Here is a 16,079-nt window from a genome sequence, read left to right on the forward strand (position 1 = left end):
TTCGTGAGCACCTTACGTACAGAATTATTTTCATTCGACTCCCTGGTAGAAGCAGTGACCATACTGCTGGTGACCTGCCTGTCTTTCTTTGTCTTCGTTTCGGTGATGTTCTACGTTTTTCCCATTGGCGCTGGATTCGACAAAAGTGTTTTTGCTTTGCCGGTTCAGGCACTATTGCCTGAGCATGAACCAAAGCCGGAATTTAATCTCGTTAAGCAGAACGATCCTGCAAAAGCGCAGACGCCCGAAGCTGCGTATACCGCACTGCTAAATAACACCAAAAACAACGTGCGCCACAAACTAAAAGGCGGCGTTACATGGAAAGTGGCCAATAAAGGTCAAAAGCTTTTCAACGGCGATAGCATACAAACCGGCGCGAAGTCATCAGCGATTGTCGAATTCGATGAGCAAAATTTTCTGAATATCGGACAGAAGTCGCTGGTTGTGATACGTCGACTTGAAAAAGACGTCATCCTGCCTGAAAAACAATCCGTGGTGGTGATATCACACGGTGAGATCTGGGGGCGAATCAAAAAGAAGGATAAAAGCTCTGCTTATGTGGAAGTGGTTACGCCAGATATTACTGCGCGTATAAAAGGGCGCCAGGTGGATGAAACTGAATTCAAAATCAATGTTGAAGAAGGTAAGAAATCTTCGGTCGTGGTATTCGACGGTGAGGTAGAGGTCTCTGACGGAAAGCAAAATATTGTGGTTGCCAAGTCGCAGCAACTGACGGCGATAAGCGGCAGCACATCATCGCCTAAAATCGAAAAGCTCCTGGAAAAAGTGCAAATACATTCTCCCGAGAATAACAGGAAGGTGTTTTTCCAGGACTTGGCGCCCATCGTAAAATTTGCGTGGAAACCACAGACGAACGTCAATGACTATCGTCTGATCATCGCTACCGATCCCAATTTCTTCAATACCGAAATGGACATTCTGACGACAAAAACGGAGTTTTCACATGGAAATCTACAGTCGGGTATTTACTACTGGCGCGTGTTCTCCAAGCGTGACGATAAATACAGCGAGGCGAGCGAGACGTTTAAACTCAATCTCGTAAATGACACGACCCCTCCGTTATTAAAGGTTCAATTTAATGATGTCGTTACTTCTGATGGACGTTATTCCATTTCAGGAACTGCTGAAATCGGAAGTCTTGTGTTCATTGATGGAAAACAGATTGCAACCGACAAGCAAGGGAAATTTGTCTATAGCATGCGATTGAAACCAGGAATAAACCAGATCGTAGTTGAGGCGATGGATGAAGCCAGAAACTCGAGCTACAAAACACACAATATTAGTTACAGATAACTCGTTATGAAACTGCCTCGTACGTCAATTCGTCTCAAGATTATCGCTACCGTTTTGCCGGCGATCTCGGTAATACTTGGCGTCATATCCTATACGATGGCCGGTCTTTTTCACGAAGATAAAAGTACCTATATCCGCGATATCGCGGCAGTAACTGCGCAGAATGTGGGATCAGAAGCGAAATCAATCCTTGAGGCCTACCAGGACAGGCTACAGGTATTCTCGCAGGTGATTTATCAGAGCGGGATTAATCAGTCGAACAAACTAATACTGTTGAAAGACTTGTTTCAATCCTCAAAAGATTTGTTAAGCATTACGATTTACGAGGATGGAGTTGAGCTGGCATCGGTTATGGATTCCGATCGCCTCACCGCTGCACAGATAGATCTTGCCGCGCTGGAAAGTGAGCGTTCGCAAAGACTGCCCTTGCCAGGTGTTCTGAGATCAGGTGAATCACTGTTGTTAAACTCCTCATTGAGTGCGGCATTGCCCACCTTGACGCTGTATTTCAAACCGGTCTTGATCGCGAATAAGAGCGATGTCCAGATTGCAGCTATTATCGATTTGAAACGGCTACAACAACTGTCAACCCGATCTCAGGTCATGGATACCTTCATCATTGACCACAATATGAATATTCTCGTACACAAAGATATGAAGAAAGTCGTGAAGCGAGAAAGATTTTCTGTCATGCCGGAAGTCACGAGCTTTCTCGAAAACCCGATTTCGAGTACGAGTATGGAATATACCATTGACGGAAATGCTCTGGTTGCGGGGTACTCAAAAATAGATGGTTTTAAGCTCATGGCAATCGGCCAGATCCCGGCGAGTCTCGCTTATCTCGGTGCGCGGGAACTACTGATTGATCTTGCCTATGTCGCTCTTGGATTATTGATCGTGTTTTCTATTCTAGGCGTAATTTGGGCCCGACTGATTAGCAAGCCCATCGTCGAGCTTTCTGAGGCGACGAAAGAAGTTGCCAAGGGCAAATTCAATATTCGCGTGGAGCATCGTTCTCGCGATGAAATCGGCATGCTCGCCACATCATTTAATACGATGAATGATGAGCTGGCGAAGCGCGAGTCAGAGTTGAAAAAGACTCAGGATGCGCTGGTTCAATCGGAAAAGATGTCGGCTTTTGGTCAGATTAGCGCGGGTATTGCGCACGAAGTAAAAAATCCGCTGGCGTCGATCTTGGGTTTCGCCCAATTAATCAGGAAAAAAATCGAACCCGAAAATACCCGATTTATCGAGAAGGTTGACATCATCATCAGCGAAACCAAACGCTGTACAGATATCGTCACAAATCTCATGCGTTTCTCACGCAAGGAAACCGTTGAGCATACTCCACAAGATATCAATGACGTTATCGAAAAGAGTGTCACCATTGTGAGTCACCAACTGGGGCAACTCGGGGTCAAGCTGCATCTTGACTTGAAAACAGGGCTTCCAAAGCTAAATGGTAACTCGAATCAATTGCAGCAGGTGATGTTGAATTTTGCCATCAATGCCGCGCAGGCGATGAAAGAATCTGAAGAAAAGATTTTCTCTATTGAGACCGGGCTGGACAAGCAAGGAAATATCTTCGTTGTTGTCAGCGATACGGGACCAGGAGTGCCACAGGAATTTCGTTCCAAATTATTTGAGCCGTTTTTTACCACCAAACCCGCAGGCGAAGGTACGGGGCTTGGTCTGTCGGTAAGTTATGGCATCATCAAGGACCATGGTGGCGAGATTAGTTTGATAGACGTCGAAGGAAGAGGCGCTGTCTTCAAAATAGTATTCCCGGTTTTACAAGGTATGCCGTCGCAGAGAGAGCTGCATGAACAAGCCAGTTGACTTAGCGATCAGGATTTCCAGTTTGTCGGAGGAGATCTTGAAAAACGTGCTCGTTGTTGATGACGAGGCACCGATTCGCATCATGATTCAGGAAATACTTGAAGATAGTCACTATGCCGTTAAAACTGCCGCTAGTGCCGAAGAGGCGCTCGAACTCATTAAAAAAGAAGATTTTGGCGTCATACTGAGCGATATTCGTATGGCCGGTATGAGCGGTGTCGAGCTGTTAAAGAAGATTAAAGTAAAAGGCGCAGCAGTTCCCGTGATAATCATGACGAGCTATGCCTCGCTTGATGCGACAATCGAAGTATTGAAAGCCGGGGCCTTTGATTTTCTAATAAAACCTTTCGACGAGTTGGATTTTGTTGTCAATGCGGTCGACCGTGCCGTGGCACACTATCGTCTTGTACTCGAAAAAGAGCGCTTGATCACCAATCTGGCCATGAAGAACAAAGAAATGGAGCGGGTGATTTATCATCTTTCTGTGCTTGCTATCGTCGACGGATTGACTGGTCTATTCAATTATCGCCATCTACAGGAATTACTGGCGCGTGAGTTGGCCCGCTCCGAGCGTCACAATAATGAGTGCTCAGTGATATTTCTGGATATCGATCACTTCAAGAAATTTAACGATACACTTGGGCATGAAGCGGGAAATCTGCTGCTCAAGGAAATCGCGCAACTCTTTCGCGAAGAACTGCGGAAGAACGACATTATTGCCCGATATGGTGGCGAAGAGTTTGTATTTATCCTGCCGGAAATCGACAAGGAAACGGCGTTTAGTATTGCTGAGAAAGTACGAAAGCTGGTGGAGGAAAGAGAGTTTCTCGCCGGTGATAGTTTTGGCCCGCAACATGTGACGGTTAGCGCCGGGGTTTCCGCCTATCGTGAGGACGGAACCGAAAACGAGCTTTTGTTAAAGGCCGCTGACAAGGCCTTGTTCGACGCTAAACAAAGCGGTAGAAACCGCGTATCCAAAGCATAAACGTCTTCCGCTAATCCGTTTTGCCGTTTAACTATTCAATCAATGTAAGTAAAAGCTCATTCAGAAAGGTCTTGCCTTGTTCTGTGGGTTGTACGTGACGTCGCGTCTCGTCTACCTGTACAAGTTGTTTATTTAATGCCTCAGATAAGCGCTGGTGGAGAAGTGATTCATCTAATCCTGTGTTGTTAACGAACAAGTCGATAGAAAAACCAGTCTCCAGTCTGAGCGCATTCATAAGAAACTCTACGACGATATCTTTCGAGTCCAGCTCCTGGGTGTGTGCAGCAAACTCGTTCCGATCAATCCTGTCCATGTAACTATTGGGGTGCTTCTCCTTCCACTTGCGCGTGATGCTCCCAGTGTCGGCGCGAGAGATCTTTGCGTGTGCACCGGCGCCTATGCCCAGGTAATCACCAAAGTTCCAGTAATTCAAATTGTGTCGTGATTGTTTTCCTTGTTTCGCGTAGGCAGAAATTTCATAGCGGTGATAACCGTGGGCGGCCAGCAACTCAAGACCTCCACTTTGAATTTCCCAGGTGTCGTCGTCGCCGGGTAATTCCGGTGGATGTTGATGAAACCAGGTGTTGGCTTCTATGGTGAGGTGGTAATAAGAAATATGGGTTGGGTTCAACGCGATGGCGGTTTCGACATCTTTTATGGCTTGTGCAGGAGTCTGCCCTGGTAACGCAAACATCAGATCAATATTGAAATTGTCGAATCCTGCGTCGACTGCTGCCTCAATAGCGCTTCTGGCCTGCGCCGCGTCATGTATGCGCCCTATGCTTTTCAATAAGCTGTCGTCAAAGCTTTGCACACCTATCGATAAGCGATTAATACCGGCCTGAAAATAGCCGCCGAGACGCTGATTGTCTAACGTGCCAGGGTTTGCTTCCATGGTGATTTCAGCGTTCGGGCTTACGGGAATGCGAGACTTGATTGAATCGAGTAATAGCGCAATGCCATCTGGCGTAAAAGTACTCGGTGTGCCACCGCCAATAAAAATACTTTGAACACGTCTACCCCAAACGCCAGGCAGCTCATTCTCCAGATCGTTGATGAGCGCGTTAATATATCGTTCTTGTGGGATGCCATCGCGAATCGCGTGTGAGTTAAAGTCGCAGTAGGGACATTTTTTTACGCACCAGGGAATATGTATGTAAAGCGAAAGTGGGGGTAGTGAGCTAAATAGCGGCATCTAAAAAACTTTTCTTCATGTCAGGTAAGTATGGGAAAAAATTGGTGTTTGTGCGTGGAATTCAAGATAAGCCAAACACAATTATCCAATCTTGTCTTCGCGAAACCTCTTTTGAATGATTTCTATCTGAGGTAAATTTTCAACCAATGCCTCTACGCAGTCGCTGTCGAGCTTTTCCCCTGCAAGCTCTCTCAGTAAGGTAATGGCAGCGTCATTAGACCAAGCTTCTTTATACGGACGCTTACTTGTTAATGCATCGAAAATGTCAGCCGTCGCAACAATTCGCGCTTCCAGGGGAATTTCCTTTAAGGAGATTCCTCTTGGATAACCACTACCGTTCACGGCTTCGTGATGATGCTCTGCAATGTTGCGTAATATATCCACGTGCTCAAACTCTTCCAGGCCAAAGTTATCGATTAGATCGTCAATAAGTTCTTTGCCCCTTTGGGTGTGAGTGCGCATGATCGCCTGTTCTTCTTCATCAAGTGGCCCAGGTTTGAGCAGGATGCTGTCGGGTATGGCAATCTTTCCGATGTCATGCAAGGGCGCAAACATAAACACATGCTCAATATAGCTGTCATCCAGTTGGTATTTCTCCGCCAGAGACGCGGCAATCAGTCGACTGTAGCGGGACATACGGTCAAGATGGCTACCGGTTTCCGGATCACGCAAATGGGTCATACGACCGGAAGCTTTGACTGCTGCGCTCAAGGTTCTAATGGATGTCAGTTCGTTTATCACCATTAAACTAATAAGGTGGCCGAACAAGTCCAGCTCAAACAGCGCCTTTTCATCAAATACATCGGTTTTGTCCGAATTGAAAAACAAGAACCCCATGAATTCGCCGTTGTTAAACATAGGTAAGGTATAGCTGGCGACATAGCCAGAGCGACCTATGCGCTGGGTATGTTCCTTATTGGTGTCTTCAAACGTGAGTAAGTTATTGATCACCCGCGGGCGCCCTCTTTCCAGTATCTCTTTTAATGAACTGGCTTCGTCGAGCAGAGTTTGGTAGTTGGGGAGCGGGTTATCGTCGCCACTGCTATGCAAATAGGTCTTGAGTACGCGGGTATCCGGGTCGTATACCGCAATTGCGATGCGCACAATAAATGGCAATTTCTCACATATTGCGGTATGTGCCGTTTTTAATTTTTCGATCAGCGGTAGTTTGCCGTTCAGCTTTTCAAGAGTGTCGCGGTGATCAAACATATACGTCAGTTTCAGCTTGTGTTGAATTAGATGATCTTCGCAAAAATCGTGCTGATTGGCCAATCAATGTCATGAGTCAGCACAAAAAAGGTTAGCAAATAGTCGACGGCCCATGCTGAAGCGTAACGAAAAGGTGGTTTGCCACCTTACCGTATAGGCTAATGTAGAGTCGTCTTCTGCATCTAGCGGCGTAGAATATCTAAAACGACACCCTATTGTTCTGGAAGTACACCCTGCAAAAGTTTCATCTGTTCCTGTATTTGCTGACTCATTTGTTCCAGCTCTTTCTGCGTAGGCATGTCTCCGCTAGACATCGCATTGTTCATTTCGCGTTGCATAAGCTCTTGTTGGGTAATAACCTGGTAGCCGGACGGAATAGCAAACTCTGATGCAGAAAAGCGTGCGTTTATGTTGATTTCTACAGTGTCAAAAAACGGCTTGCCGGAAGCGTCTAGCGAACGCAAAGGGATGCCATTTCGGGAAAACTGCCGCTCAAGTTCGCTTTCGGCATATTCGCAGACGTTGTCGCCAAAATCCATGTGATTCACGGCTGCCTGTTGTTCCATTACCGTCGAAAACTTCTTTATTTCGGGAATATCGCTGAGCTTGTTAGTGATAAAGTGCTCTGAGCACTTAACGCCGTTGGCGTTTAGAACAAAATGTTTGGTTGAGTAACCAGCAATCTTGGGCCCGTTTCCTAATTCACGTAATTCAATATTGGGCTTGCGTGGGGCTTTTTGCGCAGACGTCATAGATGGCATCATTTGGTCAGCGTCGATTTTAATGGCCATTTTATTTTGACCATCCACCACGTAGGTAACATGACTATTCATGTCAATCAGCATGTATTCGTCGGATTGCGACATATCGACGATCTTCGCCCAGTCTTTGTTCATATTGATGGCCGATTTTCCCCCGGTTTCGTCAACCGTAATAACTTGAACATCGGCTATTACCGACGTTGCCAAGAATGCACTGAGAAAACTGAAAAACATTGGATAAGATTTCATGGTTCTGTCCTTGAATAGGTGTTTGATCCCGATTAAATATACATTTTCAACAGGATCACTTTTGTAGTGCATTCATTGAATCAGTTTCAGTCACTATCTGACAAGTGCTAGTTGTCTAGGCCACGTACTTATTATCAGGAAACAAAAAAAGCCCCGCATAGGCGGGGCTTTTTTGTTTGCGTTTTGGGTATGAACGCAGGGCTTACATCATGCCCATGCCGCCCATTCCACCCATGCCGCCCATATCGCCACCAGGCATTCCAGCTGGCTCGTCTTTAGGCAGTTCTGCAACCATAGCTTCGGTTGTGATCATCAGACCAGCAATAGAGGCCGCGTTTTGCAGGGCAGAGCGGGTTACCTTGGTAGGATCCAGGATACCCATTTCGATCATGTCGCCGTACTCTTCAGAGAAGGCATTGAAACCGTAGGTATCGTTACCTTCCATAACTTTGTTGAGTACGACAGAGGCTTCGCCACCGGCATTCTTGACGATCTGACGCAGAGGCTCGGTCATGGCGCGACGCGCAATGGCGATACCGATGTCTTGATCGTGATTCATACCTTTCAGGCTACCCAGTTTGGCTTCTGCACGAACCAGCGCTACGCCACCACCAGGAACCACGCCTTCTTCTACCGCTGCGCGAGTTGCGTGCAGGGCGTCTTCAACGCGTGCTTTCTTTTCCTTCATTTCAACTTCAGTCGCTGCGCCAACCTTGATTACCGCAACGCCGCCGGCCAACTTGGCTACACGCTCTTGAAGTTTTTCCTTGTCGTAATCAGAAGAGGCTTCTTCGATCTGTGCACGGATCTGCTTGACGCGAGCGCCAATTTCAGTTGGTTGACCTGCGCCATCGATGATGGTGGTGTTTTCCTTGCTGATAACAATCTTTTTGGCTTGACCCAGGTCGTCCAGGCTGGCTTTCTCGAGGCTCAGACCCACTTCTTCTGAGATCACCTGGCCGCCAGTCAGGATCGCGATGTCTTGCAACATGGCCTTGCGACGGTCACCGAAACCAGGGGCTTTAACAGCAGCGATTTTAACGATACCGCGGATGTTGTTAACAACCAGAGTGGCCAGTGCTTCGCCTTCGACGTCTTCAGCAATGATCAACAAAGGCTTACCAGACTTGGCAACACCTTCCAGTACGGGAAGCAATTCGCGAATGTTGGAGATTTTCTTGTCGAACAACAGGATGAACGGGCTGTCCAGTTCGGCAGTCATGTTTTCCTGGTTGTTGACGAAATAGGGAGACAAATATCCGCGGTCGAACTGCATACCTTCAACTACGTCGAGTTCGTTTTCCAGACCGGAACCTTCTTCAACCGTGATAACGCCTTCTTTGCCAACTTTGCCCATGGCTTCGGCAATGATGTTACCGATGTGCTCGTCAGAGTTAGCAGAGATAGTACCTACCTGGGCAATGGCTTTGTCATCTGCACATGGCTTGGACATTTCTTGCAGAGTAATAACGGCAGCTTTAACAGCCTGGTCAATACCGCGCTTAAGATCCATCGGGTTCATGCCAGCGGCAACGGCTTTCAGGCCTTCTGTAACGATGGACTGAGCCAGAACGGTAGCCGTAGTGGTACCGTCACCGGCGATGTCAGAAGTCTGGGAAGAAACTTCCTTGACCATCTGCGCGCCCATATTTTCAAACTTGTCTTCAAGTTCGATTTCCTTGGCTACAGATACACCGTCTTTGGTGATGGTAGGTGCGCCGAAGCTCTTTTCCAGAACTACGTTACGGCCTTTTGGGCCCAGGGTAACTTTAACGGCATTGGCCAGAATGTTTACGCCTCTCAGCATACGCTGACGGGCGTCTTCACTAAAACGTACGTCTTTTGCACTCATGTTGCTTTATTCCTCTTGATCGGTCGGATTATTGAATGACAGCTACGATGTCGTCTTCGCGCATGACAAGAAAGTCTTCGCCATCAATTTTGATTTCGGTGCCGGCATACTTGCCGAACAGGATTTTGTCGCCAACTTTAACGTCGAGTGGGCGCAGGTCGCCACTATCAGTGACCTTGCCATTGCCGGCGGCAACGATTTCACCGCGAGAAGGCTTTTCGGTCGCTGCGTCAGGGATAACAATGCCACCAGGGGAAGTGCGTTCTTCTGGTGTGCGACGAACGACAACGCGATCGTGTAGAGGACGTATGTTCATTGAAGTAACTCTCCTTCAAACTGGTTAAATGAATTAGCAGAATTTGGGGCCGCAATAATGGTAGTGGCCTTTAAAATCCACAAGATGACGTTTAGCACTCATCTCAAGTGAGTGCTAATAATAGGGATGAAATTTTGAGAGTCAAGGCCGGTGTGGAAAAAAATCAGTCTTCCCGGCGATATTCGCCTTCAATCACGTGGGGATCGCCCCCCTTACGGCCTGGATTGCCCCCACCGGGCGGTCGGGGTTGGATAATATTCACGTGTTTGAGCAGCCATAACACCAGTCCACGGCGCAGGCCGGGGATTAGCCCGAGAAAGCCCAGGGTGTCGGTGAAAAAGCCCGGGGTGAGGAGCAAGGCGCCGGTAATCAGCAGTACAACCCCTTCCAGTACCTCTAATGCAGGTATCTCGCCCATAGCGAGGGTTTTCTGCATGCGGGCGAAAGTGGAAAGTCCCTGATATTTCAATAGGTAAGCGCCGAGTACCGCCGTGCCGACGACGAGGCCGATAGTTGGTATGGCACCTATAACGCCGCCGACCTTAATTAAAAGATAGATTTCGACAATGGGGACGATAAGAAAAACAAGAAACAGGATTCTAAACATGATGATTTCTTTGTGGGTTTTAGCGGATCGGATTTCAAGCCATGATAAAGGAAAAAGTTCGAAATGGCGAAGACGCACAGTTACAATGGCGCCCCAAATGCGTAAAGTGACTGTTTTTGAAGGCCTATGGAAGGACGATGAGCACAGAATATCGGATAGTTCTAAACACCTGCCCAAACCGTGATGTGGCTGAAAAGCTGGCGATGGCGTTGGTGGAAAAAAAATTGGCAGCCTGTGTAAACATTGTGCCGGGTGTGACGTCTGTATATTCGTGGCAGGGAAAGATTGAAATCGACTCGGAGGTCCTGTTAGTCATCAAAACCCACGATGACATGTATTTGGCCGTGGAAAGGCTGGTTCGGGAACTGCATCCCTATGAACTTCCGGAAGTAGTGTCAGTCCCTATTGATAAGGCCTTGCCGCAATATCTTTCCTGGATAGATGAGAATATAGAAGCAACATGAAGAAATTACTGTCGTTTATATTATTCACCTTGATAACCACCCCAGCTTGGGCGCAATTTGATGACGAGGAGCCGCCACCGGCGGATCAGGTCTTCAAAGGGCGGGCCTTTTCTGTCGATGCCAACACTATCCGTGCAGAGTGGGCCATACTCGACGGTTACTATCTTTATAAAGACAAGTTCAAATTCAAGTCCCTGACCGATGGTGTGACCCTGGGCACACCAAGCTTTCCCAAGGGAAAGATTAAAGAAGACGAATTTTTCGGTAAAGTCGAGTCTTACCGCAAGACCGTCGCCGTCGATATACCGATCACACGCACAGCAGGTGCATCGTATGAAATGGTGCTGGAAACAGTGTCTCAGGGTTGTGCCGATATTGGTCTGTGCTACCCGCCGCAGACTGTCAAAATGAATCTGAGTCTGCTGGCCAAAGACGAAACCGTGGCACCTGCCAAGAGTGCTGGTACCGTATCGTTATTGAGTAGTCTTTCCTCCAGTCTTGGGCTTGGTTCTTCCGCCCAGGAGGAATTTCTCGAGCCTGATAAGGCTTTCATTTTTAATTTAGATGCTATCGATGGCAATACTGTGCTCGCCCATTGGGATATTGCTGACGGTTACTATCTGTATAAAGACAAATTCCGCTTCGAAATCGTGCAGGGTGAAGGCATAAAACTAGGCAAGCCGAGTCTGCCCAAGGGCAAGGAAAAAGACGACGAATTCTTCGGCGTGATGGAGGTGTATTACCACGAGGCGCAGATCAAGTTACCGCTTTTGCGCACCAATACCGGCAAAACCGAAGTTGAAATCAAAGCTGATTTTCAAGGTTGTGCCGACGCAGGCTTTTGTTACCCGCCGATGACCAAGACCATGTTGTTATCCCTGCCTGAGGGTAGCGAAGGTGTTGCCGAACTTGCGTCTACAGCCACAGACTCAGCAGGATTATCCGAGCAGGATACGATCGCCCGGACCCTACGCGATAGCAGCGTGTTGTGGGTGATTTTGAGCTTTTTTGGCTTCGGTCTGTTGCTTTCATTTACCCCCTGCGTGTTCCCAATGATCCCGATTCTGTCGAGTATTATTGCCGGACAGGGCGACAGTCTGACTACGCGTAAAGCCTTTAGCATGTCGTTGGTCTATGTTCTGGCGATGGCGTTGACCTATACCGTCGCAGGAGTGGTTGCAGGTATGTTCGGCCAGAACCTACAAGCGGCGTTTCAAAATCCCTGGATCCTGGGTACGTTTTCGTTGGTGTTTGTGGCACTGGCCTTTTCTATGTTCGGTTTTTATGATTTGCAGCTACCGAGCAAATGGCAGAGCAAACTGACTGAGATCAGCAACAGCCAGAAGGGTGGAACGCTGGTCGGCGTGGGCATAATGGGATTTTTGTCTGCGCTCATCGTCGGGCCATGTGTTGCCGCGCCACTCGCAGGCGCACTGATTTATATTGGCCAGACAGGCGACGCCGTGCTGGGTGGAATTGCTTTGTTTGCCTTGAGTCTGGGTATGGGCGCGCCACTACTGGCTATCGGTACATCCGCAGGTAAGTTGCTGCCGAGAGCGGGTGCGTGGATGGAAGCAGTCAAGGCGTTTTTCGGGGTGATGCTGATTGCGGTTGCAATCTGGATGTTGGAGCGCATCATTCCACCTGCCGTGACCATGTTCCTGTGGGCTATGTTGTTAATCCTCTCCGCTATCTATATGGGCGCATTAACGCACTTACAGATTAATGCAACGGGGTGGAGCAAGCTGTGGAAGGGAATTGGCGTCGCGATGTTGATTTACGGTGGGTTGATGTTGATTGGCGTGGCTTCCAATAGCACTGATCCTTTACAGCCTCTGCGGGGGGTGAGTCTTGGCGCAGGGTCTGGCGCAGCATCTGCCGCACCGGTTATGGATAAGTTGGCCTTTCGTAAAATCAAGTCGCTCGAAGATTTGGACCGGGAAATACGTGCCGCGAACAGTGCAGGAAAGCCTGTAATGCTGGACTTTTACGCAGACTGGTGCGTGTCGTGTAAAGAAATGGAACGTTATACCTTTTCCCAGGCTGGCGTGCAGGCCGCATTAAATCAAGGCATATTGCTCAAGGCGGATGTTACCGCCAACGATGAAATCGACAAGGCATTGATGAAATCATTTGGCATCATAGGGCCGCCGTCCATCTTGTTCTTCGATGCTTCCGGAAAAGAGCTTCGTAATATGCGCCTGGTGGGTTTTCTGGAGGCGAATCGCTTTCAGGGTCACGTCGAAAAGGCTTTTAATCTCTAATTACAGGTGATCTGAATTGGCCAGAATTATTCAATACGTTTTTATGGGCAGTGCACTGGTCGCGGCATTTTTTGCCGGTGACTATGTGATGAAATTAATAAACGATAATTCGGAAGAGGCGCGCGAAGCTTCGTCTATGGTTGGGCAGCAACGCCCCCTTTTTCGCCTGCCAGATCTCCAGGGTAAGGTTCGCAGTGTCGAAGAATGGAGCGGACAAGTGCTGGTGCTGAATTTTTGGGCGACCTGGTGTCCACCTTGTCAGCGGGAAATGCCCAGTTTTGTTCAGATGCAGGATGAGTTTGCCAGTCAGGGGCTGCAATTTGTTGGAATAGCGCTCGATGATGCAGTAAAAGTTGAGAATTTCCTCGACACCATGGGCGTGGAATACCCCAACCTGGTTGGCGGCGATGAGGCATTGATGGTGTCCAATAGCTATGGAAATAGTTTTGGCGCGCTGCCTTATACTGTCGCTATAGGGCGCGACGGCACTATCCTTGCCACCTTTCGCGGCGAAGTAACCAGAGAAAAACTGGAACCCGTTATCGTAAAGGCTCTATAGGTCTTGATTGTGCGTAATCTTGTCGGTAATTTTCGTTAAAAGATAAAAAACTAGACTTTCTCTACGAAACATAGCAAAATCCCAAACAGTTCATATATTTAATTTGTCACGAAAATGCTGGAACGTGACGCAAAAATCGCATAATTCGTATTAATCATCTTGATGACAAAACTACTGGTATTGCATGGGCCTAACCTGAACCTGCTGGGTACGCGTGAGCCCGAGACCTATGGCTCCTCCACTTTGGAGGATATTGATCGGCGCCTAGAGAAAGTGGCGCAGGAATTAGGTGTTTCCCTGCAATGCAAGCAACGTAATTCGGAGTCGGACCTGGTGGAATTGGTTCATCAGGCGAGCCGCGATGGCGTTGCCTTCATCGTGATTAACCCAGCGGCCTACACCCATACCAGTGTTGCGATAAGAGATGCGCTGGCCGGTGTTGCAATTCCTTTCATTGAAGTGCATTTGTCCAATGTGCACGCGCGCGAAGAATTTCGCCAAGTTTCCTATTTTTCAGATATTGCTGTTGGCGTCATCAGCGGGCTCGGTCCAGCAGGATATGAGTCGGCATTGCGCTGTGCGGTGGAGTTATTAAATAAGAGGTCCTAAAACACACGATGGATATACGCAAAATCAAAAAACTGATTGAGCTGCTCGATGAATCGGGCGTCGCCGAAATCGAGATACATGAGGGCGAGGAATCCGTGCGCATCAGTCGCTATGGATCGGGCGCAATAGCTGCGCCTATTGCCTATGCGCCGCCTCCCGTTGCTGCGCCTGCGGCGCCAATGGTTTCAAGTGGTAGTGAATCAGGCGGCTCCAGTAGTGGCCCTGCAATTCCTTCTGGTCATGCGGTCAAATCGCCAATGGTGGGCACTTTTTACCGCGCCCCTTCTCCGGGAGCTAAGGTGTTTGTGGACGTTGGTTCGTCAGTCAGTGTCGGCGATACGTTGTGTATCGTTGAAGCGATGAAGATACTTAACCAGATCGAGGCAGATAAATCGGGCGTGGTGAAGGCGATTCTGGTTGAGAATGGTCAGCCGGTCGAATACGACCAGCCGTTGTTTGTCATCGAATAAATTCAGACGGAAACACAGTAGTCACATGATAGACAAAATAGTAATTGCTAATCGTGGTGAGATTGCGCTGCGCGTTTTACGCGCATGTCGTGAAATGGGAATTAAGACAGTTGCGGTTCATTCCAGCGCCGATCGCGATCTTAAACATGTGCGTCTTGCTGATGAGTCAGTGTGTATTGGTGGCGCGCCATCTGCGGAAAGCTATCTCAATATTCCTGCAATCATCAGCGCAGCGGAAGTGACCGATGCCGAGGCGATACACCCGGGTTATGGGTTTCTTTCTGAGAACGCAGATTTCGCTGAGAGAGTTGAATCCAGCGGATTTATCTTTATCGGCCCCCGTCCGGACACAATACGCCTGATGGGTGATAAAGTTTCTGCTATCAACGCCATGAAAAAATCCGGTGTGCCTTGCGTGCCAGGTTCGGGTGGACCACTGGGCGACGATGGCGATGAAAATATACGCATCGCGCGTGATATCGGCTATCCCGTCATCGTGAAGGCAGCTGGTGGTGGTGGTGGTCGCGGAATGCGCGTCGTACGTAGCGAAGCGGCTTTGTTGAATGCCATCTCATTGACCAAGTCGGAAGCTGCTGCCGCATTTGGCAACGATATGGTCTACATGGAGAAGTTTTTAGAGAATCCTCGCCATATCGAATTTCAAGTACTTTCCGATACTCATGGAAATGCTATTCATCTCGGTGAGCGTGATTGCTCTATGCAGCGTCGCCACCAAAAAGTGGTTGAAGAGGCGCCGGCGCCGGGTATTAGTGCAGATGTTCGCCGTGAAATGGGTGAGCGTTGCGCCGAAGCGTGCCGCAGGATCGGATATCGTGGCGCGGGCACATTCGAATTTTTATATGAAAATGGTGGTTTTTATTTCATCGAAATGAATACACGTTTGCAGGTCGAGCATCCTGTCACTGAGCAGATCACTGGTGTTGATCTGGTGAAGGAGCAGATCCTGATCGCAGCTGGTGAAAAACTGAGTTACAAGCAGGATGACATCAAGATTCGCGGTCATGCAATGGAGTGTCGTATCAATGCTGAAGATGCGCGTACATTTATGCCGTCTCCTGGCAAGATCACGCAATACCATGCGCCTGGTGGGCTTGGTATTCGCGTTGATACGCATATCTATAATGGCTATACCGTCCCACCGCATTATGATTCCATGATTGGCAAATTAATTGCTTTTAGTGACAACAGGGAATCAGCAATCGCGCGCATGCGCACAGCGTTGAGTGAAATTGTGGTCGAAGGCATAAGAACCAATGTGGCATTACACGAAGATATTTTTCGCGATGCTGGATTCATTGCTGGAGGCACCAACATTCATTATCTGGAGAAGAAGCTCGAAGCACTGAAAGCCCAATAGGCTTTACA

General features: G+C 48.3%; 15 protein-coding genes. 9 read left to right on the forward strand and 6 right to left on the reverse strand.

From position 1 onward, the window contains the following. The first annotated feature begins 3 nt into the window (after positions 1–3). The 3 genes from OEZ43_03635 to OEZ43_03645 are packed head-to-tail and all read left to right on the forward strand — an operon-like array spanning position 4 to position 4,138. Positions 4–1,314, forward strand: coding sequence for a FecR family protein (locus tag OEZ43_03635; protein ID MDH5544659.1), 1,311 nt, complete (start codon positions 4–6; stop codon positions 1,312–1,314). Between the two features lie 6 nt (positions 1,315–1,320). Continuing rightward, positions 1,321–3,153: an ATP-binding protein gene (locus OEZ43_03640; GenBank protein ID MDH5544660.1), complete on the forward strand. Its 1,833-nt coding sequence runs from the start codon at positions 1,321–1,323 to the stop codon at positions 3,151–3,153. After that, the gene (locus tag OEZ43_03645; GenBank protein MDH5544661.1) at positions 3,137–4,138 is read left to right on the forward strand and encodes a diguanylate cyclase; all 1,002 of its coding nucleotides are present in this window, start codon (positions 3,137–3,139) and stop codon (positions 4,136–4,138) included. Before OEZ43_03640 ends, OEZ43_03645 begins: the two co-directional genes overlap by 17 nt. 31 nt (positions 4,139–4,169) lie before the next feature. On the opposite strand, the gene hemW is transcribed toward OEZ43_03645, so the two are convergent. The 6 genes from hemW to OEZ43_03675 all read right to left on the reverse strand — a co-directional run bounded on the left by hemW (position 4,170) and on the right by OEZ43_03675 (position 10,327). Beyond that, the gene (gene hemW / locus OEZ43_03650) at positions 4,170–5,333 is read right to left on the reverse strand and encodes a radical SAM family heme chaperone HemW (GenBank protein ID MDH5544662.1); all 1,164 of its coding nucleotides are present in this window, start codon (positions 5,331–5,333) and stop codon (positions 4,170–4,172) included. Between the two features lie 81 nt (positions 5,334–5,414). Further along, positions 5,415–6,542 carry an HD domain-containing protein gene (locus tag OEZ43_03655; GenBank protein ID MDH5544663.1) on the reverse strand — a complete coding sequence of 376 codons (1,128 nt, stop codon included), beginning with the start codon at positions 6,540–6,542 and terminating at the stop codon, positions 5,415–5,417. Positions 6,543–6,754: 212 nt separating this feature from the next. Continuing rightward, positions 6,755–7,552 carry a hypothetical protein gene (locus OEZ43_03660; GenBank protein MDH5544664.1) on the reverse strand — a complete coding sequence of 266 codons (798 nt, stop codon included), beginning with the start codon at positions 7,550–7,552 and terminating at the stop codon, positions 6,755–6,757. Positions 7,553–7,754: 202 nt separating this feature from the next. Beyond that, positions 7,755–9,404, reverse strand: coding sequence for a chaperonin GroEL (gene groL, locus OEZ43_03665; protein ID MDH5544665.1), 1,650 nt, complete (start codon positions 9,402–9,404; stop codon positions 7,755–7,757). A 28-nt stretch (positions 9,405–9,432) separates the two neighbouring features. Continuing rightward, entirely contained in the window at positions 9,433–9,720 is a 288-nt protein-coding gene (gene groES / locus OEZ43_03670; protein MDH5544666.1) for a co-chaperone GroES, read from the reverse strand. A 163-nt stretch (positions 9,721–9,883) separates the two neighbouring features. Next, the gene (locus OEZ43_03675) at positions 9,884–10,327 is read right to left on the reverse strand and encodes an FxsA family protein (GenBank protein MDH5544667.1); all 444 of its coding nucleotides are present in this window, start codon (positions 10,325–10,327) and stop codon (positions 9,884–9,886) included. A 137-nt stretch (positions 10,328–10,464) separates the two neighbouring features. Here OEZ43_03675 and OEZ43_03680 point away from each other — a divergent pair, with 137 nt between their 5' ends. From OEZ43_03680 to accC, 6 genes are all read left to right on the forward strand, one after another. Then, positions 10,465–10,791 (forward strand): divalent-cation tolerance protein CutA, encoded by a 327-nt coding sequence (locus tag OEZ43_03680; protein MDH5544668.1) that lies wholly within the window; start codon positions 10,465–10,467, stop codon positions 10,789–10,791. Next, positions 10,788–13,055: a protein-disulfide reductase DsbD gene (locus OEZ43_03685; protein ID MDH5544669.1), complete on the forward strand. Its 2,268-nt coding sequence runs from the start codon at positions 10,788–10,790 to the stop codon at positions 13,053–13,055. Before OEZ43_03680 ends, OEZ43_03685 begins: the two co-directional genes overlap by 4 nt. Positions 13,056–13,071: 16 nt before the next feature. Further along, positions 13,072–13,614 carry a TlpA family protein disulfide reductase gene (locus OEZ43_03690; protein ID MDH5544670.1) on the forward strand — a complete coding sequence of 181 codons (543 nt, stop codon included), beginning with the start codon at positions 13,072–13,074 and terminating at the stop codon, positions 13,612–13,614. A 162-nt stretch (positions 13,615–13,776) separates the two neighbouring features. After that, entirely contained in the window at positions 13,777–14,223 is a 447-nt protein-coding gene (aroQ, locus tag OEZ43_03695; protein MDH5544671.1) for a type II 3-dehydroquinate dehydratase, read from the forward strand. 8 nt (positions 14,224–14,231) lie between these two features. Further along, entirely contained in the window at positions 14,232–14,693 is a 462-nt protein-coding gene (gene accB / locus OEZ43_03700) for an acetyl-CoA carboxylase biotin carboxyl carrier protein (protein ID MDH5544672.1), read from the forward strand. Between the two features lie 25 nt (positions 14,694–14,718). Beyond that, positions 14,719–16,071: an acetyl-CoA carboxylase biotin carboxylase subunit gene (gene accC, locus OEZ43_03705; GenBank protein ID MDH5544673.1), complete on the forward strand. Its 1,353-nt coding sequence runs from the start codon at positions 14,719–14,721 to the stop codon at positions 16,069–16,071. The last annotated feature ends 8 nt before the right edge of the window (positions 16,072–16,079 follow it).

The sequence above is a fragment of the Gammaproteobacteria bacterium genome (assembly GCA_029881255.1).
Classification (GTDB): domain Bacteria; phylum Pseudomonadota; class Gammaproteobacteria; order S012-40; family S012-40; genus JAOUMY01.